Source organism: Streptomyces sp. NPDC104367, assembly GCF_055583825.1.
Map to the genome: position 1 here is coordinate 43,063 of NZ_JBVJND010000002.1, position 19,094 is coordinate 62,156.

Annotated in this window: 21 protein-coding genes; 8 read left to right on the forward strand and 13 right to left on the reverse strand. The window is 73.9% G+C overall.

All coding sequences use genetic code 11. The features are described 5' to 3' along the window. Positions 1-34 precede the first annotated feature (34 nt). Positions 35-1,543, forward strand: coding sequence for a S8 family peptidase (locus ACZ619_RS02985; protein WP_469593373.1), 1,509 nt, complete (start codon positions 35-37; stop codon positions 1,541-1,543). Between the two features lie 50 nt (positions 1,544-1,593). Continuing rightward, a complete protein-coding gene (locus tag ACZ619_RS02990; protein WP_469593375.1) occupies positions 1,594-2,976 on the forward strand; it encodes a CoA transferase in 1,383 nt (460 codons plus the stop codon). Positions 2,977-3,075: 99 nt separating this feature from the next. On the opposite strand, the gene ACZ619_RS02995 is transcribed toward ACZ619_RS02990, so the two are convergent. The 8 genes from ACZ619_RS02995 to ACZ619_RS03030 all read right to left on the reverse strand — a co-directional run bounded on the left by ACZ619_RS02995 (position 3,076) and on the right by ACZ619_RS03030 (position 10,832). Continuing rightward, positions 3,076-4,122, reverse strand: a complete 1,047-nt coding sequence (locus ACZ619_RS02995; RefSeq protein WP_469593377.1) for a zinc-dependent alcohol dehydrogenase family protein — start codon at positions 4,120-4,122, stop codon at positions 3,076-3,078. Between the two features lie 36 nt (positions 4,123-4,158). Then, the gene (locus tag ACZ619_RS03000) at positions 4,159-4,824 is read right to left on the reverse strand and encodes a lysoplasmalogenase (RefSeq protein ID WP_469593379.1); all 666 of its coding nucleotides are present in this window, start codon (positions 4,822-4,824) and stop codon (positions 4,159-4,161) included. Then, positions 4,821-5,687: a sterol desaturase family protein gene (locus ACZ619_RS03005; RefSeq protein ID WP_469593381.1), complete on the reverse strand. Its 867-nt coding sequence runs from the start codon at positions 5,685-5,687 to the stop codon at positions 4,821-4,823. The genes ACZ619_RS03000 and ACZ619_RS03005 overlap by 4 nt, the downstream gene beginning before the upstream one ends. 167 nt (positions 5,688-5,854) lie before the next feature. After that, positions 5,855-6,568, reverse strand: coding sequence for a VIT1/CCC1 transporter family protein (locus ACZ619_RS03010; protein ID WP_469593383.1), 714 nt, complete (start codon positions 6,566-6,568; stop codon positions 5,855-5,857). 57 nt (positions 6,569-6,625) lie between these two features. After that, the gene (locus tag ACZ619_RS03015; RefSeq protein WP_469593385.1) at positions 6,626-7,858 is read right to left on the reverse strand and encodes an amidohydrolase family protein; all 1,233 of its coding nucleotides are present in this window, start codon (positions 7,856-7,858) and stop codon (positions 6,626-6,628) included. Next, the gene (locus ACZ619_RS03020) at positions 7,855-9,141 is read right to left on the reverse strand and encodes an amidohydrolase family protein (protein WP_469593387.1); all 1,287 of its coding nucleotides are present in this window, start codon (positions 9,139-9,141) and stop codon (positions 7,855-7,857) included. The genes ACZ619_RS03015 and ACZ619_RS03020 overlap by 4 nt, the downstream gene beginning before the upstream one ends. Positions 9,142-9,153: 12 nt before the next feature. Continuing rightward, positions 9,154-10,038: an SDR family NAD(P)-dependent oxidoreductase gene (locus ACZ619_RS03025; RefSeq protein ID WP_469593389.1), complete on the reverse strand. Its 885-nt coding sequence runs from the start codon at positions 10,036-10,038 to the stop codon at positions 9,154-9,156. Further along, complete coding sequence (locus tag ACZ619_RS03030) at positions 10,038-10,832, reverse strand: acetoacetate decarboxylase family protein (protein WP_469593391.1); 795 nt, start codon at positions 10,830-10,832, stop codon at positions 10,038-10,040. The genes ACZ619_RS03025 and ACZ619_RS03030 overlap by 1 nt, the downstream gene beginning before the upstream one ends. 216 nt (positions 10,833-11,048) lie before the next feature. Here ACZ619_RS03030 and ACZ619_RS03035 point away from each other — a divergent pair, with 216 nt between their 5' ends. The 5 genes from ACZ619_RS03035 (at position 11,049) to ACZ619_RS03055 (ending at position 15,859) form a co-directional block, all read left to right on the forward strand. Next, entirely contained in the window at positions 11,049-12,029 is a 981-nt protein-coding gene (locus tag ACZ619_RS03035) for a DEDDh family exonuclease (protein ID WP_469593393.1), read from the forward strand. A 92-nt stretch (positions 12,030-12,121) separates the two neighbouring features. Then, positions 12,122-12,355 (forward strand): hypothetical protein, encoded by a 234-nt coding sequence (locus ACZ619_RS03040; protein ID WP_469593395.1) that lies wholly within the window; start codon positions 12,122-12,124, stop codon positions 12,353-12,355. 49 nt (positions 12,356-12,404) lie between these two features. Further along, positions 12,405-13,202, forward strand: coding sequence for an SURF1 family cytochrome oxidase biogenesis protein (locus tag ACZ619_RS03045; protein WP_469593396.1), 798 nt, complete (start codon positions 12,405-12,407; stop codon positions 13,200-13,202). 111 nt (positions 13,203-13,313) lie between these two features. Beyond that, the gene (locus ACZ619_RS03050; protein WP_469593398.1) at positions 13,314-15,098 is read left to right on the forward strand and encodes a glycoside hydrolase family 15 protein; all 1,785 of its coding nucleotides are present in this window, start codon (positions 13,314-13,316) and stop codon (positions 15,096-15,098) included. A gap of 5 nt (positions 15,099-15,103) precedes the next feature. After that, positions 15,104-15,859 carry an SDR family oxidoreductase gene (locus ACZ619_RS03055; protein WP_469593400.1) on the forward strand — a complete coding sequence of 252 codons (756 nt, stop codon included), beginning with the start codon at positions 15,104-15,106 and terminating at the stop codon, positions 15,857-15,859. 67 nt (positions 15,860-15,926) lie between these two features. Here the strand turns inward: ACZ619_RS03055 and amaP are convergent, their stop codons facing one another. From amaP to ACZ619_RS03080, 5 genes are all read right to left on the reverse strand, one after another. Continuing rightward, entirely contained in the window at positions 15,927-16,505 is a 579-nt protein-coding gene (gene amaP, locus ACZ619_RS03060) for an alkaline shock response membrane anchor protein AmaP (protein WP_469593402.1), read from the reverse strand. A 4-nt stretch (positions 16,506-16,509) separates the two neighbouring features. After that, a complete protein-coding gene (locus tag ACZ619_RS03065; RefSeq protein ID WP_469593404.1) occupies positions 16,510-17,115 on the reverse strand; it encodes a DUF6286 domain-containing protein in 606 nt (201 codons plus the stop codon). Beyond that, positions 17,115-17,486 (reverse strand): Asp23/Gls24 family envelope stress response protein, encoded by a 372-nt coding sequence (locus tag ACZ619_RS03070; RefSeq protein WP_469593406.1) that lies wholly within the window; start codon positions 17,484-17,486, stop codon positions 17,115-17,117. The genes ACZ619_RS03065 and ACZ619_RS03070 overlap by 1 nt, the downstream gene beginning before the upstream one ends. Continuing rightward, positions 17,483-17,677, reverse strand: coding sequence for a hypothetical protein (locus ACZ619_RS03075; RefSeq protein ID WP_469593408.1), 195 nt, complete (start codon positions 17,675-17,677; stop codon positions 17,483-17,485). Before ACZ619_RS03075 ends, ACZ619_RS03070 begins: the two co-directional genes overlap by 4 nt. 127 nt (positions 17,678-17,804) lie before the next feature. Further along, on the reverse strand, positions 17,805-18,269 hold the full coding sequence (locus tag ACZ619_RS03080; RefSeq protein ID WP_469593410.1) for an Asp23/Gls24 family envelope stress response protein: 465 nt from the start codon (positions 18,267-18,269) through the stop codon (positions 17,805-17,807). Between the two features lie 86 nt (positions 18,270-18,355). On the opposite strand from ACZ619_RS03080, the gene ACZ619_RS03085 reads away from it, so the two are divergent. Beyond that, a complete protein-coding gene (locus ACZ619_RS03085; RefSeq protein WP_469593411.1) occupies positions 18,356-19,054 on the forward strand; it encodes a nucleopolyhedrovirus P10 family protein in 699 nt (232 codons plus the stop codon). Positions 19,055-19,094: the final 40 nt, after the last annotated feature.

Genomic DNA, 19,094 nt, shown 5'->3' on the forward strand with positions numbered 1-19,094 from the left:
GCCCGTTCCACGAACGAACCGGAGGCTCCCACCCATGACAGCGCCCCAGCCACGCCACCGCCGAGTCCTCGCCGTCCCGCTCGGCACGGCCATGGCCTCGGCCCTCGCGTTCCTGCCCAACGTCCAGGCGTCCGCGGCCGAGACCGCCGACACGACATCCCTCAGCTACGTGGTCAACGTCCGTCCCGGGCACGGCACGTCGGAGCGCGTCCAGCGGGCGATCGGCCGGGCCGGCGGTTCGGTGGTGATCGCGTACGACGAGATCGGGGTGATCGTCGTGCACTCGTCCGACGCCGACTTCGCCAGGGTCGTCCGCAGGGTGCCCGGCGTGGACTCGGCCGGGGCGACCCGCAACGCGCCGCTGCCGGCCCAGTCGACGACCGACGTCGGCACGCCCGAGGTGCTCGACTCGGAGCAGGTGGCCCGGGCGGACGCGGAGGCCGCCGACGGGCAGGACCCGCTGGAGCCGTTGCAGTGGGACCTGCCCGCCATCAAGGCCGACAAGGCGCACGAGAAGACCCTGGGCAGCCCGAAGGTCACCGTCGCCGTCATCGACACCGGCGTGGACGACACCCACCCGGACATCGCCCCGAACTTCTCCGCCTCGCAGTCCGCCAACTGCGTGAGCGGCAAGCCGGACACCACGTACGGCGCCTGGCGGCCCACCTCGGCCGAGAGTCCGCACGGCACGCATGTGGCCGGTGAGATCGCGGGCGCGAAGAACGGGGTCGGCATCACCGGTGTCGCGCCGGGCGTGAAGGTGGCCGGCATCAAGGTCGCCACGTCCGCGGGGTACTTCTACACGGAGGCCGTGGTCTGCGGTTTCGTGTGGGCGGCCGAGCACCACATCGACGTCACCAACAACAGCTACTACACCGATCCCTGGTACTTCAACTGCACCGACGACCCGGACCAGAAGGCGCTCGTCGACGCCATCACGCGGGCCTCCCTGTTCGCGGAGAAGAAGGGCACGGTCAACGTGGCCGCGGCCGGCAACGAGAGCTACGACCTGGCCTCCGACTCGATCACCGACCCGGCCTCACCGAACGACGGCACCCCGAGCGACCGGGTGATCGACCCGCACCGGTGCTTCGACATACCGACCCAGTTGCCGGGCGTCGTCACGGTCGCGGCGACCGGCGCGAAGGGCCTGAAGTCGTCGTACTCCAACTACGGCCTCGGGGTCGTCGACATCGCCGCGCCCGGCGGCGACGCGACGGCCTACCAGAAACCGGAGCCCCCGGCGACCAGCGGTCTGATCCTGGGCCCGCTGCCGGGCGGCAAGTGGGGCTACATGGCGGGCACGTCGATGGCGACCCCGCATGTCGTCGGCGTCGCCGCGCTGATCAAGTCGACGCATCCGCACGCCTCCCCCGCCGTGGTGAAGGCCCTGCTCTACGCCGAGGCGACCGCCACACCGTGCACCGACCCGTACGACATCAACGGTGACGGCAAGGTCGACGCGGTGTGCGAGGGCTCCAGGAACCACAACGGCTTCTACGGCTGGGGCACGGCCGACGCGCTGGCGGCCGTGACCAGGTAGGACCGGGCAGCACATCCATATTGATTCAATCAATCATGCATAGTTGAGTCATGGACTCGATCAATGCTGCATGGGGTGCGCTCGGCGGCGACCCCGCCCTGCTCGGGCGGGTGTCGACCGTCGTCCGCCCGGGGCCGCTCGACGCGCGGCTTCCCGTGCCCGCGCTGGCCCGCGCCTGCGTCGGCGCGTGCGCGCTGGCCGCCGCCGAGCTGGGCGCGCGGCGCACCGGGGCCGCGCGGGTGCCCGGGGTGCTGGTGGACGACGGGGCGGTGGCGGCGGCGTTCACCAGCGAGCGGCAGCTGCTGGTCGAAGGGCGGGCGCCGGTGCCGTTCGCCCCGCTGTCCCGGTTCTGGCGGACGGCCGACGGCTGGGTGCGCACCCACGCCAACTACCCGCACCACAGGGCCCGGCTGCTGACCGCGCTGGGGCTGGCGGAGGGCGCCTCGGCCGAGGAGGCCGCGGCCCGGATCGCCGGGCGCTCCGCACAGGAGGTGGAGGACACCGTCCACGGCGCGGGCGGCCTCGCGGTGGCGCTGCGCTCGCCGGCCCGGTGGGCCGAGCACGAGCAGGCCGCCGAGGTGGCCGCGCGCCCCCTGGTCGAGCGGGGCCGGCTGGAGGGGACGCACGCGCGCGTGCTCGCACCGCTCGACGCAGGCACCGCCCCGCTGCTGCCGGCCGCCGGGCTGCGCGTCCTGGATCTGACCCGGGTGCTGGCCGGTCCGGTCGCCACCCGCACGCTGGGGCTGCTGGGCGCGGACGTGCTGCGCCTGGACGCGCCGTGGCTGCCCGAACTCGCCGACCAGCAAGCCGACACGGGCTTCGGGAAGCGCTCGGCGACCCTCGACCTGACGACGGACCGGGCGGCCTTCGAGGAGCTGCTGGCGTCGGCGGACGTCGTGGTCACCGGCTACCGGCCGGGCGCCCTGGACCGGTTCGGCCTCTCCCCCGAGGCACTGGCCGAACGGCGGCCCGGACTGGTCGTGGCCCAGGTCTCGGCGTGGGGCGGGTACGGGCCGTGGGGCGGCCGGCGCGGCTTCGACAGCCTGGTGCAGGTCGCCACCGGCATCGCGGTGACCGAGGGCACGGCGGACCGGCCGGGCGCGCTGCCCGCGCAGGCGCTGGACCACGGCACCGGCTATCTGCTCGCGGCCGGTGTGCTGCGGGCGCTCACCGAGCGGTCGTACGACGGACACGGCCGGTTCGTGCGGCTGGCACTGGCGCGCACCGCGCGGTGGCTGACGGCCGAGGTGGAGCCGGGTCCGGAGGCCGGGGAGCCGTACCCGGGCCCGGACGCCTGGCTCGCGGAGACGGACAGCGCGCTGGGGCGGCTGCGGTACGCGCGGCCCCCGCTGTCGTTCGCGGGCGGCCCGTCGGACTGGGCGCGGCCACCGGTGCCCTGGGGTTCGGCCCCGGCACGCTGGCCGGAGAAGTAGGCCGCCGTCCCGGCGCCGGTGGCCGGGGGTGCTGACGGCGTTGCCGCTGCCGGTCAGGCGAGGCGGACCTGGGCGGCGGGCGGCGGGCGGGACGGTGGCTCAGCCGTTGGTGACGAGGACCTTCAGGGCGGTGCGTTCGTCCATCGCCTTGTAGCCGTCGGGCACGCCTTCGATGCCGACGGTCAGGTCGAAGACCGGCGAGGGGTCGATCGTGCCGTCGAGGACGTCGGGCAGCAGGTCGGGGATGTAGGCGCGGACCGGGGCGACCCCGCCGCGCAGGGCGATGTTCCGGTCGAACATGACACCGAGGTCCAGTCCGGTGCCGCTGCCGTGGGGCACGCCGACGAAGCCGATCGCGCCGCCGTCCCGGGCGATGTTCACGGCCGTCCGCATGGACTGTTCGGTGCCGACGGCCTCGACGACGGCGTGCGCGCCCTGGCCCCGGGTGAGTTCGCGGACCGCCTCCACGGCCGCGTCGCCGCGCTCGGCGACGACGTCGGTGGCGCCGAAGCGGCGCGCGATGTCGGTGCGGACCTCGTGCCGGCCGAGCGCGATGATCCGCTCGGCGCCCAGCCGCTTCGCGGCCAGCACGGCGCACAGGCCGACCGCGCCGTCCCCGACGACGGCGACCGTGGCACCGGGCCGGGCACCCGCGCCCAGGGCCGCGTGGTGGCCGGTGCCGAGCACGTCGGAGAGGGTCAGCAGGGCGGACAGCAGGCGGTCGTCGGAGGCCGCCTCCCCGGGCAGCCGGACCAGGGTGCCGTCGGCGAACGGAACGCGCACGGCCTCGCCCTGGCCGCCGTCGTAGCCCACGGCGCCCCAGAAGCCGCCGTGCTCGCAGGACGTCGTCAGGCCCTCGCGGCAGTAGTCGCAGACCCCGTCGGACCACATGAAGGGGGCGACCACGAGGTCGCCGCGCCGTACGCTGCCCACCTCGGAGCCGGTCTCCTCGACGACGCCGAGGAACTCGTGCCCGATGCGCTGGCCCGGCCGCCGGGCCGCCTCGCCCCGGTACGCCCACAGGTCGCTGCCGCAGATGCAGGCGCGCAGCACCCGGACGACGGCGTCGGTGGGCAGCTGCGCCACGGGCTCGGGGACGTCCTCCACGCGCATGTCGTACGGGGCGTGGATGGTGGTGGCGCGCATGGCGAGGGTCCTTCTCGTGCGGTGTCGTGACGGCGCTCAGGGGGTGGGCGAGCGCACTTCACGGTACGCCGCGTCCGATACGGGCCGCGCATCGAGGGTGCCCCGGACCAGCAGGAACTGCGCGGCCGCGTAGGTGAGCATGATCCAGAAGTCGGGCCGGGGCGGCTGCGGCCAGCCGGCCACGCCGGTCGCGATGAGGGTGTCGGAGAGCACGAACAGCGCACCGCCGAGCCCGGCGGCCGGGCCGAGCCGGGAGCCCGCGGCGCACGCCATGGCGGTGAGCAGGGTGCTGTAGCCGGCGACGGGGACGCGGAGTCCGGCCGGCAGGTCCGGCCACAGCAGGACGACCAGGGTGACGAGGGCCAGGGCGTAGCCGGCCGCGAGGGTGCCCGCACGCGCGCGTGGCGGTCCCTGGCGCCGGAACAGGACCAGGTAGCAGACGTGCCCGGCGGCGAAGCAGGCCATCCCGGCCATGAAGGCGGGGCCGGCGTCGGAGAGGAGCAGGAGGTCTCCGCCCCAGCCGCACAGCAGGGCGGCGACGAGGAGCCGCGGGCCGCCCGCGCGGGCGGTGTACGCGGCGAGCAGCGGCATGAGCAGCGGCTTGGCGGCCAGGTGCCCGGCGCGGGCGCCGGCGACGAGGCAGCCGAGGTCGAGGACGGTGGCGAGGACGAAGGCGCCGAGCAGCACCCGGGACGTTCTCACGCGGTCACGGACTCCTCGGTCCGCTCGGCGGCGGCCGGCGGCGCCCAGCCCGGCCCCCGGAAGATCCGGCCGGCCCGCTCCCGCCAGCCGCGGGCCGCCCTCAGGTCCCTGCCGATGGCCAGGTACTCGTGGGTGGCCACCCTGAGCGGGTTGAACGTGTCGATGTTCTTGGTCAGCCCGTACACGGGCCGCTCCACCTCGGGCACCCACGAACCGAACAGCCGGTCCCAGACGATGAGGATGCCGCCGAAGTTGCGGTCCAGGTAGCCGCCCTGGGAGGCGTGGTGGACCCGGTGGTGGGACGGCGTGTTGAACACGAACTCGAACCACCGGGGCATCCTGTCGATGCGCTCGGTGTGGATCCAGAACTGGTAGACGAGGTTCGCGGAGGAGCAGAAGGCGAGCGCGGCGGGGTGCACACCGGCGGCGACGAGGGGGACGTAGAACGGCCAGACGGTCAGCGAGGTCCAGGGCTGGCGCAGCGCGGTGGAGAGGTTGAACTTCCTGCTGGAGTGGTGGACGACGTGGCAGGCCCACAGGATGCGGACGACGTGGTGGCCCCGGTGGGACCAGTAGTAGAGGAAGTCCTGCGCGAGCAGCATCAGCGGGACCGTCCACCACAGGACGGGGATCCTCAGCGGGGTGAGCGCGTACACCGCCGTGTAGAGCGCGACGATCGGGATCTTCCAGACGAAGTCGAAGACCAGCGAGCCGAGCCCCATCCCGATGCTGGTGGCCGCGTCCCGGCTCTCGTAGCCGGCGAGGTCGTCGTCGGGATGGAGGCGGTAGCTGATCACCTCGACCACGGTGAGCAGCACGAAGGCGGGTATCGACCACAGCACGACATCGGGCAGGTTCGGCATGCTGGCACCGTAGGGCCGTCGGCCGGCCGCGGCTAGACGTTGTTACCCACAAGTATTACCGGCGGTATGCGCTTGTTTGTTGGTGATCTCCGCCAACGGACGGGCGCGCGATCGGGAACGCCGATCGGCCCGCCGACACCGCTCACCGGCGTGGACGCCTTCCCGCCCTAGACCCCGGCCGCCCCCAGCAGGCTTCCCGCCGCGTAGGTGACGCCCATGGCGAGCGCGCCGCCCATCACGTTGCGCAGGACCGCGCGGCCCGGTGCCGCCGCGCCCAGCCGGGCGCTGGTCCAGCCCGTGAGGACCAGGGCGGCCAGGACCGAGACCACGGTCACCGGGAGCCGCCGGCCCGTCGGCGGCAGCACGATCGCCAGCAGCGGCAGCAGGGCGCCCACCGTGAAGGCGAGGAAGCTCGCCACCGCCGCGTGCCACGGATTGGTCAGTTCGTCCGGGTCGATGCCGAGCTCCACGCGCGCGTGCGCCCTCAGCGCGTCCCGTTCCGTCAGCTGGACCGCGGCCTCGCGCGCCACCTCGCGCGAGAGCCCGCGCCGCTCCAGCAGTTCGGTCAGCTCCTCCAGCTCCGCCTCGGGCTGCTCCCTGAGTTCCCGTTTCTCCAGTGCCAGTGCGGCCAGTTCGGAGTCGCGCTGGGTGGACACCGACACGTACTCCCCGGCCGCCATCGACATCGACCCGGCGAGCAGACCCGCCAGACCCGCCGTGAGCAGGGCGTCGCGGTCGGCCGTGGCGCCCGCGACACCGACGACGAGTCCCGCCGTCGAGACGATGCCGTCGTTCGCGCCGAGCACGGCCGCCCTCAGCCAGTTCAGCCGGGAGCCGAGCGCTCCCCCATGGGCCTCGTTGTCGTGCGTTGGTTCCGTCACAGCAGGGAGGATCGCACCCCGGGGCTCACGAACGGCGTACCGACTGGCGTATCGGCGTCACCAGACCCGCACCGAGGCGCCCCGCGCGAACAGCGGGCTCGTCGCGTCCGGCGGCGGCTCCGGCAGCGGCTCCGCGATCTCCTCGGCCGTCGGTCCCACCTTCGCCGCGATCGGGTCCAGCAGGTCCAGGTCGAAGCCGTAGACCCGGGCCGCGTTGCCGCCGAGCATCGCCGCGAGCTCCTCGCGCGGCACCCCGGGGAAGGCGAAGCGCAGGCCCTCCCGGGTGTACGGGTAGGTGCCCTCGTCGTGCGGGTAGTCGCTGCCCCACATGATCTTGTCCAGGCCGATGCGGTCGCGCAGCGGCACCTCGTGCGGGCGCATGAAGCTGGCGCCCACGAAGCAGTTCTCGTGCCACACCTGGGAGGGCGGCTTCCCCATCGACTCCGCCAGGCCGGCGCCGAACCTGGACTCCGCGGTGGCCGTCCTCGTCGCCGCCGCCAGCATGCGGCCGTGGTAGTAGTCCAGCATCGCCAGGACCCCCGGGATCCAGCCCGAGCCCTGTTCGGTCAGGACCAGCCGCAGTTCCGGGTGGCGGCGGAAGGCGCCGCCGAAGACCAGGTGCCACAGCGCCCGGTGCGAGAACCAGGTCGTCTCCACCATGAACACCGCGCGGGCGGCCGGTTCGTCGCCGAGCGGCGGGGAGGCGGAGCCCGCGTGGTGGTTGACGGGCACGCCGAGTTCCGCGCAGACGGCCCAGATCGGGTCGTACACGCGCGCGTGCAGCTCGGGAAGGCCCGAGCCCGGGGGTGTGCCGGGCAGCAGGAGGCCGCCCTTCAGGCCCGCCGTCACCGACCAGCGGATCTCCTCGACCGCCTGGTCCACGTCGTTGAGGAGGATCTGGAAGACGCCCGCCCTGCGGCCCGGGGCGGCGGCGCAGAAGTCGGCCAGCCAGCGGTTGTGCGCGCGCAGGCCCGCCCAGCGGCGCTCGAACTCGGCCGCCGTGGGCGCCGGGGCCATCAGGGAGCTGGAGGGGAAGAACGGCGGGATGGTGTTCGGGAAGATCACCTCCGCGACGATCCCGTCCTCCTCCAGCTCCGCGAGCCGCCGCGCGGAGTTCCAGTTCCGGTCGGCGGTGTCGGCCAGCAGGTCCTCGTACGGGTTGACGTACGTCGCCGCCCAGACGTCGAACGCGTCGTGGTGGCGCCGCTCCAGGTAGGGCCGGTAGTCGAGGAGGTCGGCGCCCGCGTGGCAGTCGGCCGAGATCACCGTGTAGCGGTCCTGTCCGTTCATCGTTCCGCTCCCAGCACGGGGAAGTCGTGGTCCGTCAGCCAGTGGCGGCCCACCTCGCGCGAGCGGGCCCAGGAGGCCTCCACCGCCGCCTGGTCGGCCGGCTGGCCGAGGTCCGCGGGGGTCGGGCCGATCCGGCGGGCCAGCGGTGCCAGGCGGTCCACGTCGAAGCCGAAGGCCTCGGCCGCCGCCAGGCCGAGCATCCGGCGGGTCTCGGCCACCGGGATGTCGTGGAAGGTACGGCGCAGCCACGCGCGCGTGTCCGGCCAGGTGCCCTCGGGATGCGGGAAGTCGCTGCCCCAGAGGATGTTGTCGACGCCGATCTCGTAGCGCTGGGCGAGCTCCCGGCGCTTGGTGTTGGTGGCGCAGACGAACACCTGCCGATCGAGGTACTCGTGCGGCGGGCGCCTCAGCTCCTCGAAGGGGGAGAGTTTCTTGCCGCCGTGCGCGCCCAGGTAGAGGCGGTCCATGAACCACAGCAGGTTCGGCAGCCACCAGCAGCCCGACTCGGCGACGCCGAAGCGCAGCCCGGGGTGGCGTTCGAAGACACCGGACCAGAGCAGGAACCACAGCGGGCGGGCCGGCCACCACGTCACCTCGCTGACGTAGATGCCGAGATGGTCGCCGTACTCGTCGCGCGGGGCCGCCCCGGAGTGGGTGAGGACCGGCATCGCGCACTCGGCGGCCGCGGCCCACACCGGGTCGTAACGGCGGTCGTGGTAGGGCTCCTTGTCGACCCACATGGAGGGGATCATCAGGGCGCCGAGGCCCGACTCCCTGGCCCGGTGGACCTCGGCGACGACCTGGTCCGCCGGGGCGGTGACGGGCAGCAGGGCGACCCCGCAGTGCCGTTCGGGGTGCTCGGAGACGAAGTCGGCCAGCCAGCGGTTGTGGGCCCGGGCGCCCGCCATGCCCAACTCGGGGTCCTGGTCGCCGGAGAGGCCGAGGCCGACCCCGAAGGGCGCGGCCGTCCGGCTGTCGACCGCGTCGGCGTCCGGGAAGACCACCTCGGCGGCCACCCCGTCGCCGTCCAGTTCCTTGAGGCGCTGCGCGGTGTCCCAGCCGCCGCGCAGCCCCTCCTCGTTGTCCTGGAACCACTTCGTCGCGAACGCCTCGTTGCGGATGCCGAGCCGGGTCATCTCCTCCCGGCGGCGGTCGCGTCCGGCGAGGAACTCGTCGAAGTCCCGGTGGAACCGGGCGTCCAGATAGGGCCGGTACTCCTCGGTGGGCAGTCCGGCGTGGCAGTCGGAGGAGATGATCAGGTAAGGGTCGTCGTAGGCGGTCACCAGAGCCCCCTGTCAGTCCAGGATGAAGCTTTCGAGGTAGGAGGGGTTCGCCCGGTCCAGCATCGAGCGGGCCCGCGCCCGGATCTGCGCGTCGCTGTGCTCGCTGTCCGGCAGCAGCCAGAAGCGGTCCGCGCGGATGCCCGCCACGACGAACCCGGCGACCTCCTCGACGGGCGTGAAGCTGACCTCCTCGCCCGCCGCGCGCATCGCGGCCTCCCACTGACCGAGGCTGCGGTACGGCGTTCTGCGCGGCCGTTGCTTGGCGTAGCGCCCGGGCCGGTTGCGGTGCGACTCCCACAGTCCCGTGCGCAGCATGTGCGGCCCCGGGAAGAGCACCGAGGCGCCCACGCGCGCGTGCTCGGCCTTCAGGTGGGCGTACAGGGACTCGGTGAGCGTGACGACGGCCGCCTTGGTGACCGCGTACACCGAGGCGGTCGGCAGCGGTGCGATGCCGCCGTCGCCGGAGGACGTGTTGACGACGTGGCCGGGCTCCCCCGCCTCGATCATCCTCGGCAGGAACGCCTGCACCCCGTGGAAGACGCCCCACACGTTGACCTCGAACGCCCATTTCCAGTCGTTCGGTTCATGCTCCCACATACGGCCCTCGGCGCCCGAGCCGACCCCGGCGTTGTTGCACAGGACGTGCACCGCTCCGTAGGTGTCGTAGGCCGACTCGGCCAGTTCCAGGACCTGTTCGCGGACGCCGACGTCGACCACGCGCGCGTGCACGTCGGCGCCCTCGGCGCGCAGGGCGTCGGCGGCCTTGTCCAGCGCGGCGGCCTCGACGTCGGCGAGGACCACCTTCAGGCCCTCACCCGCGAACCTCCGGGCCATCGCGAGTCCGATGCCGCTCGCCGCGCCGGTGACGACGGCGACCTGTCCGGCGGTCAGCTCCATCAGGCCCCGCTCCCTTCCGGCGGCGCGTCGTGGATCTGGCGCGGGTCGTCGTAGCGCTGGTGGACGTAGGGCAGCAGGGCCTGGGGGTCGACCCGTTCGACGACCCGGCCGCGCTGGTCGCTGGTCTTCTCCCCGAGGGTGATGTCCAGCAGGCGGAGCACCGGGAGGTCGGCGACCGGGTCGTGGGCGGACTCGCGGAGGATCACCTCACCCGTCACCCGCTCCAGCCGGCGGACCTTCTCCTCGCGCACGCAGTGCACCAGGACCGGGTCGCCGTCGAAGCCCGAACCGTCCACGGCCGGGAGGAACTTGAAGTAGAAGTCGGTCTTCGGGGCGGGCTCGGGCAGCGGCAGCGGGCCGTCGACCGTGCCGCGCACCTCCACGAAGGCCACGCCGTGCCGGGCCAGCACCGCGCGGACCAGGCCGTCCTCGCGCTCGACGGTCACCTCGCCGAGCTTCTTCGGCTCGCCGAACACCTCGCGGCCGCCGGTGAGGGCGCGCTCGTGGGTCATCGGCATGACCAGCGGGTACCAGCCCTCGACGGAGCCGTGCGCGGCGGCCACCGCGAACGAGCCCGCGCCGAGCGGGTATCCGGGCAGTTCGACCTTGCTGACGTTGACCCGGGCCAGCGGCCGGCCGGTGGGTTTCAGGGGCGGCGGCAGCACCGCCGCGACCGCGTCCGGGTCGGTCTCCCAGACCGCCACCACCCCGGTGGACCAGACGTCCGGGAGCTTCGTGGTGCGCCCCGCGGCGATCTCCGCCCCGGTCCGAGCGCCGTATCGTACGCGTGCCATCCGCCGTACCGCCCTTCCGTCGGCCACCGTCCGCGTCGCGTCGGCGTCGCGTCGGTGCTCAGTCGTCGCGTCCGCGCGCCGGGCGGGGTGCACGCTTGCACCGCGCGGCGAAAAGGTCCATAGCCACGCGAAGGCAATCAGGACATTCGAACGGGCGGGTGCGGGAGGCGACCTGACGGCCCGGACTGTCGGTCCCGGCCCGTATCCTCAGTGACCATGCTCGAAGACCGTACGACCGCAGTGTCCCCCGGCACCCCGTGGCCCACCGCGTATCCCAAGGGGTACGCGGTCGTCGACGTGGAGACCACCGGACTGGCCCGGGACGACCGGATAATCTCCGCGGCCGTCTACCGGCTGGACGAGCGCGGCGAGGTCGAGGACCACTGGTACACCCTGGTCAACCCGGAGCGCGACCCGGGACCGGTGTGGATCCACGGTCTGACGAGCGAGACCCTCGAAGGGGCGCCGCTCTTCACCGACATCGCCGAGGAGTTCTCGGCCCGGCTGGACGGCCGGGTGCTGGTGGCGCACAACGCGGTCTTCGACTGGCAGATGATCGCGCGGGAGTACGCGCGCGCGAAGGCCGAGGCCCCGGTACGGCAGCGGCTGTGCACGATCGCGCTCTCCAAGGAGCTGGCGCTGCCGCTGCCCAACCACAAGCTGGAGACCCTGGCCGCGCACTTCGGCGTGGTCCAGCGGCGGGCGCACCACGCGCTGGACGACGCGCGCGTGCTCGCGGAGGCGTTCCGGCCCAGCCTGCGGGCCGCCGCGGCGGGCAACGTACGGCTGCCGCTGCTGGAGTGCCGGCCGCTGACGGAGTGGTCGGACACGCCCCGTATCGGACAGCAGGCGAGCGGCGGCTACCGGCCGACCAGCTGGCGGCCGTCCCGCAAGCGGGCGGCGTGCCCGTACCCGAACCCGGGGCGCTACGAGGACGGCAAGCCGCTCCGGCAGGGCATGCGGGTGGCGTTCTCCGGCGACACCTCGATCGAGCGGGACCTGCTGGAGGACCGGGCCGTGGAGGCCGGGCTGCACGTCTCGACGAGCATCTCGCGGCTGACCAGCCTGCTCGTCACCAACGACCCGGACTCGGGTACGTCGAAGGTCGTCAAGGCCCGCCAGTTCGGCACCCCGGTCCTCGACGAGGCGGCCTTCGGGCAGCTGCTGCGGGACGTGGCCCCGGCGTCCGGGAAGTGACCGCGCGGCAGGACCGTACGGACGGGTGATTGCCGTGCGACTCGCCCGGCGCCCGCTCGCCCGCGCGAGGACGACCGCCCACCCTGTGGCGCATGGCGAAATGCGAAGTCTGCGGCAATGACTACGGAATGACCTTCGAGGTGCACGCCCAGGGCGCGGTCCACGTCTTCGACTGCTTCTCCTGCGCGATCCACCGCATGGCCCCCGTCTGCGAGCACTGCAAGGTGTCGATCATCGGCCAGGGCGTCGAGGCCGAACAGCAGTGGTACTGCGGCGCCCACTGCGCCCGTGCGGCGGGGAAGGCGGGGATCGTCGACCGCGTCTGACCCGGTACCCGCCCGCTCGCGCCCCACGACCGAGTTGTACGGTCGTGGGGTGTACCGCTTCCTGTTGACCCGGCAGTGGGTGATCCTCACCCTGATCTCGCTGCTCCTCATCCCCACGATGGTCCGGCTGGGGTTCTGGCAGAAGCACCGGTACGAGGAGCGCAGCGCCCGCAACCAGCTGGTCGCCGAGGCGCTCGGGGCGAAGCCGGTGCCCGTCGAGCAGGTGACCGAGCCGGGGCACGCGGTGACCCGCAAGGAGCGGTACCACACGGTGACCGCGACCGGCACCTTCGACACCGCCGACGAGGTCGTCGTGCGCCGCCGCACCAACTCCGACGACGAGGTCGGCTACCACGTGCTCACCCCGTTCGTGCTGGCCGACGGCGAGGTGCTGCTGGTCAACCGGGGCTGGATCCCCTCGGACGGCCCGAGCCAGACCGCGTTCCCCGAGATCCCCGCACCGCCGTCCGGCCGGGTCACCGTCCAGGGCCGGCTGATGCCCGACGAGACCACCGCGGCGAGCGGCATCAAGGACATCAAGGGCCTGCCCGACCGGCAGATCATGCTGATCAACAGCGAGGAGCAGGCCCGCCGGCTCGGCAGGCAGGTGCTGGGCGGCTACATCCAGCAGACCGCGCCCGCGCCCAAGGGCGACACCCCGGAGCAGATCTCCGACCCGGGCAAGGAAGACGCCCCGCTGAACTACGCGTACATGATCCAGTGGTGGCTGTTCGCCGCGGGCGTGCCGTACGGCTTCTTCGTGCTCGTGCGCCGCGAGGCACGCGCGCGTGCGGAGGCGGCGGCGGCGAAGGAGAGCACGGAACAGGCGGAGCCGGCGGCCGTCTGAGCAGGCGGCCGTCCGAACCCCCGGGCCGGCCGTCGCCCGGCGCCACGCGTCGTGTCACTCCGGCGGCCCATCCCCTGATTGGCCCACCGCCCGGCCGGGAAACCGGTCCCCGTGGACCGACGCATCGAGGACTACGCGCTCATCGGCGACGAGCAGACCGCCGCCCTGGTCGGGCGGGACGGCTCCATCGACTGGCTGTGCCTGCCGCGGTTCGACTCGGCCGCCTGCTTCGCCAGACTCCTGGGCGACGAGAACCACGGCCACTGGCGGATCGCCCCGAGGGACGCCACCGTCTGCACCCGGCGCGCCTACCGCCCCGACACCCTCGTCCTGGACACCGAGTGGGAGACCGCCGAGGGCACGGTCCGGGTCACCGACCTGATGCCCCAGCGCGAGCGCGCCCCCGACGTGGTCCGGATCGTCGAGGGCGTCAGCGGCCGGGTCACCGTGCACAGCTCGCTCCGGCTGCGCTTCGACTACGGCTCGGTCGTCCCCTGGATGCGGCGCTCCGGCGCGCACCGGGTCGCCGTCGCGGGACCCGACTCGGTGTGGCTGCGCAGCGAGCCGTCCGTACGGACCTGGGGCGAGGACTTCGGCACGCACTCGGAGTTCACCGTCGCGGAGGGCGAGCGGGTCGCCTTCGTCCTCACCTGGCACCCCTCGCACGAGCCCCGGCCGGCGCTCCTGGACCCGTACGAGGCGCTGCGGTCCAGCGTCACCGACTGGCGGCGCTGGACCGCCCGCTGCACCTACGACGGTCCCCACCGGGACGCGGTCGTGCGTTCCCTGATCACCCTGAAGGCGCTGACCTACCGGCCGACCGGCGGGATCGTCGCCGCCGCCACCAGCTCGCTGCCCGAGGAGCTGGGCGGGGTGCGCAACTGGGACTACCGGTTCTGCTGGCTGCGCGACTCCACCCTCACCCTCGGCGCCCTGCTCTCGGCCGGCTACCACAAGGAGGCCGAGTCCTGGCGCGACTGGCTGGTCCGCGCGGTCGCCGGCGACCCGGCCGACCTCCAGATCATGTACGGCCTCTCGGGTGAACGCCGGCTCCCCGAGTTCGAGCTGGACTGGCTGCCCGGCTTCGCCGGCTCGGCCCCCGTGCGCGTCGGCAACGGCGCCGTCGACCAGCTCCAGCTGGACGTGTACGGCGAGGTCATGGACTCGCTGTCGCTGGGCCGCTCCGCCGGGATGTCCACCAAGCCGCACCTGTGGTCCATCCAGTGCGCGCTGATGTCGTTCCTGGAGAAGGCCTGGCGCCAGCCGGACGAGGGGCTGTGGGAGGTGCGCGGCGGCCGCCGCCACTTCGTGCACTCCAAGGTGCTGGTCTGGGTGGCCGCCGACCGGGCCGTGCGCACCCTGGAGGACCACGCCGAGCTCAGCGGCGAGCTGGAGCGCTGGCGCGCGATGCGCGACGAGGTGCACCGGGAGGTGTGCGAGAAGGGGTTCGACCCGAAGCGCAACACGTTCACGCAGTACTACGGCTCGCGCGAACTGGACGCCGCGCTGCTGCTGATCCCGCGCCTGGGCTTCCTGCCGCCGGACGACCCCCGGGTGATCGGCACGGTGGACGCGATCCGCGACGACCTGGGCCACGGCGGTTTCGTCCGCCGTTACGACACCGACGCGGTGGGCGTGGACGGGATGCCGGGCGGCGAGGGCGCGTTCCTCGCCTGCTCGTTCTGGCTCGCCGACGCGCTGCACATGACCGGCCGCACCGACGAGGCGAGGGAACTGTTCGAACGGCTGGTGGGGCTCGCCAACGACGTGGGGCTGCTGTCCGAGGAGTACGACCCGGAGCTCGCCCGCCAGCTGGGCAACTTCCCGCAGGCGTTCAGCCACATCGGGCTGGTGAACACCGCCCTCACGCTGTTCGGGGGCGACCAGGCAGGATAGGGATCATGGATCTTGGACTGAAGGACCGGGTGTACGTCGTCACCGGGGCGACCCGCGGGCTGGGCAACGCGACCGCGCGCGAGCTGGTCGCCGACGGCGCGAAGGTCGTCCTGACCGGACGTGACGAGAAGCGGGTCGCCGACGCGGCGGCCGAACTGGGGCCGAACGCGGTCGGGGTCGCCGTGGACAACGCGGACGCGGACGCGCCGGAGCGGCTGATCGCGGCGGCGCGTGAGCACTTCGGGGCGTTCCACGGCATCCTCGTGAGCGTGGGCGGGCCGCCGGCCGGGTTCGCCGCCGACAACACGGACGAGCAGTGGCGGGCCGCCTTCGAGTCGGTGTTCCTGGGTGCCGTACGGCTCGCCCGCGCCGCGGCGGCCGAGCTGGCGGACGGGGGTGTCATCGGGTTCGTGCTGTCCGGGTCGGTGTACGAGCCGATCCCGGCGCTGACCATCTCGAACGGCCTGCGGCCGGGGCTGGCCGGGTTCGCCAAGTCGCTGGCGGACGAGCTGGGGCCGCGCGGGATCCGGGTGGTGGGGGTGCTGCCGGCGCGGATCGACACGGACCGGGTGCGGGAGCTGGACTCCCTGTCGGCGGACCCGGACGCCACCCGGGCCGAGCACGAGGCCCGGATCCCGCTGCGCCGGTACGGGACTCCGGCGGAGTTCGGCCGGGTGGCGGCGTTCCTGCTGTCCCCCGCGGCCTCCTATCTGACGGGGATCATGGTGCCCGTCGACGGGGGCGTGCGGCACGGGTTCTGACGACCGGTCGCACGGCCGGCCCGGCCGGCCTCCGCCGGGCCGGTCGCGGGGCGCCCCGCCCGGGGTGTCAGGTGACCCGCTCCGCGCGGTGTCTGACCGACGTCAGCCGGACCTCGGCGGGGAGCTTCTTCAGCGCCGCCGAGTCCCGGGCGTGGGTCAGGGCCCGGTCCGTCAGTTCGTCCAGGGCGTCGCCCGGGGAGACGTCCGGCTCCAGCTGGAGCCGGACCCGGACCCCGGGGGCCGTCCGTGAGCCCACCAGGACCGCCTGGGCGTGGGCCACACCGTCCTGGTGGGCCGCGTCCGTCGCCAGGACCGTCTCCAGGGCGCGGCCGCGCAGCAGGGCGTGCTCCCCGTCGCCGGTGTCCACCCGGATCTCGGTGAGGCGGCGCCGGCGCAGCTGCGCGGTCAGCCACCACAGGGACAGGAGCACCAGGACGGCCAGTGCGGCCAGCACCGCCGGCCACCACCAGCCGGCGCTGCGCCAGTGGGTGCGCTCGGCGGTGGTGAGCAGGACGTCGTGGCGGCTCTGGTGGATCCACCAGGACGGGGACGGGGCGCCGAGGCCGACGGCCAGGACCGAGCCGCCGAGGGCGAGGAGCAGGAGGCCCGCCAGGCCGGTCAGTACGCGGTTGACCGTGCGGAGCATGACGTCATCCCTTCCGGCCGGGTCGGACCACGCGCAGGGTCAGCCGGGGCGGCCGCGCGAGTCCCAGGGCGCGGACCGCGTCGGCCAGCGCCGTGTCCAGGTCGGCCCGTACCTCGTCGAGTTCGCGGAAGTGGGAGACGGCGAGGACGCGCGCCCGGGAGCGGCGCAGCCGTACCCGTACCCGGCGTACGCCCGAGATCTCCATGGCCCGGTCGCGCAGCACCGTCGCGGCGGCGTCGCGGTGCAGCCCGGCGCGGACCTCGGGGTGGGTGCGCCGCATGGGCAGCAGGTCCCGCAGGCCGGGCGTCACGGCCAGGACCAGCAGCCACAGGCCGAGGACGGCGGCGACGCCCGCCCCGGCCAGGACCCAGGTGTCGTCCAGGGGCCGCCCGGCGAGCTGCCGGGCCAGTTCGCGGCGCCACCGCATCGCGGGGTGGTGGGCGCGTACGGCCACGATGTCGTAGAGGAACGCGGCCGAGACGAGCAGGGTGAGCAGGGCGACCAGGGCCGCGGGGGCGCGCCGCGGGGACCAGAAGCGGGCCTCGTGGGTGCGCTCGGGCGCCGCCGGTGGCGGCGGCTTCTCGATGACCTGTGCCTGTTCGGCGCTCATCACGCCCTCCCCTGGGTCTGGGCCGGGTGCAGCCGTTCGACGTGGACGGCGACCTCGGGCACCTCCATGTCCACCAACGCGCCTACCCGCTCGACCACCTGCCGACGCACGGCCGCGCACCGGGCCGCGATGTCGGCCGGGTAGCCGAGTTCCAGGTGGACCCGGACGCGTGCCGTGTCGTGGTGGACCGCGACCGTGGCGTGCGGGGGCACGGCGTCCTTGGGCAGAGGGCCGACCGCCTCACGCGCGGCCTGTGCGGCGATCTTCGCCACCACCCGGTCGGCGATCCTGGTGGCGCCGCGGTCCCCGGGCGCCACGACCGTCGCGGGCCCGCGGGTCCCGCTGCTCGGGGAGGTGCTCGCGGAGCTCATCGCCGCCGGTCACGCCGGTCGTCGCGGCCGCGGAAGAACTCGCCGAGTTCCAGGTCGCCCTCGGCGAACCTGCCGACGACGAACCCGATGGCGCCCAGCGCCGCCACCAGCAGGAAGGCGCCGAATCCGCCGAAGTACCCGGCGAAGCCCAACGCCATGCCGGCGATCATGCCGACCACGGCCATGCTCATGGTGCGCTCCCATCGACGCTCACTCCGGCGCTCACTTCAGCCGTCACTCCAGCCGTCACTCCAGCCGTCACTTCGGCCGTCGCTTCGGCCGTCGCTTCGGCCGTCACTTCAGCGGTCGCTTCGGCGGTCACTGGAGCCGGGACTCCGGCTCTTCGTCCTCTTCGTCCGGCAGCTTCACATCGCTCACCGCGATGTTGACCTCGACCACTTCGAGTCCGGTCATGCGCTCCACGGCCGCGATCACGTTCTCCCGCACCGCGCGGGCCACGTCGGCGATCGACACGCCGTAGTCCACGACGATCTCCAGGTCGAGCGCGGTCTGCACCTCGCCGACCTCGGCCTTGACCCCGCGCGTCACCGACTTCGAGCCGCCGGGCACCCGGTCGCGCACCGCGCCGAAGGTGCGGCTGAGTCCGCTGCCCATCGCGTGGACGCCGAGCACGTCCCGGGCGGCCATTCCGGCGATCTTCTCCACGACACCGTCGGCGATCGTCGTCCGGCCCCGGGTGGAGGGGTCGCCGCCCCCGCGTCTGACGGTCTTCCGGGTCTGTACCGTCGGGTCCTTCTCGGGTTCCGCCGCCGTCTCGCTCATCGCCGTACGTCCTTCCGGTCGTCGTCCTTCGACCACCGTAAGTGCGAATGCCCTGTCATGCCCGGGTGATGCGGCAGGCTGGAGGAATGACGGCGGACCGATGGACAGACGCGGTACGGCACCCCCTCGGCTTCGGCAGGCTGCTCCCGCTGGGCGGGGCGCAGGACGGGGCGTGGCTCACGGAGGAGGCGGCGGACGCGGTGCTGCGGCGGGCGGCCGCCGGGGTGCCCGGGGTACGGCTGGGGGCGGTGCGGATCGCGCCGGTGGATCCGGAGGAGGTGCGGGAGGCCGTCGTGCCCTCCCCGCCCGGTGCCGTGCCGCCGGGTCCGCTGCTCGTGTCGGCGGACTTCGGAGCGACGGCGGCCGAGCCGCTGCCGGCCACGGCGGCCGGGCTGCGCCGGGCCCTGGCGGCGGCCACCGCCCGGCTCGGGCTGACGGTGACCGAGGTGGACCTGCGGGTGACCGACCTGCTGGAGACGGATCAGGCCGGGCCCGCGGCCGTGCGCGCGCCCCGGCCGCCGTCGGTCCGGGAGGGCGGCGATCCGGACGCGGCGCGGGTGACCGCGGCGGCGCTTGCGGTGCCGGGGGTGGCCCGGGTGACGGGCGCGCTGAGCCACCAGGTCCACTTCGACGCCGCCCTGCCGCGCCGGCACGTACGGGTGGAGGTGGCCGTCGCCGGCGGTCCGCGGACCGCCGCGGAGGTGGCCCGCCAGGTCCGTACGGCGGTCGGCGCGGCGCTGGACGACCACCCGACGGTGGCCGTGCTGGTGACGGGCGTCGGCTGAGGCGCGTCCCCTCGGGGGCACGGGCAGCGGCGCGCCCGGC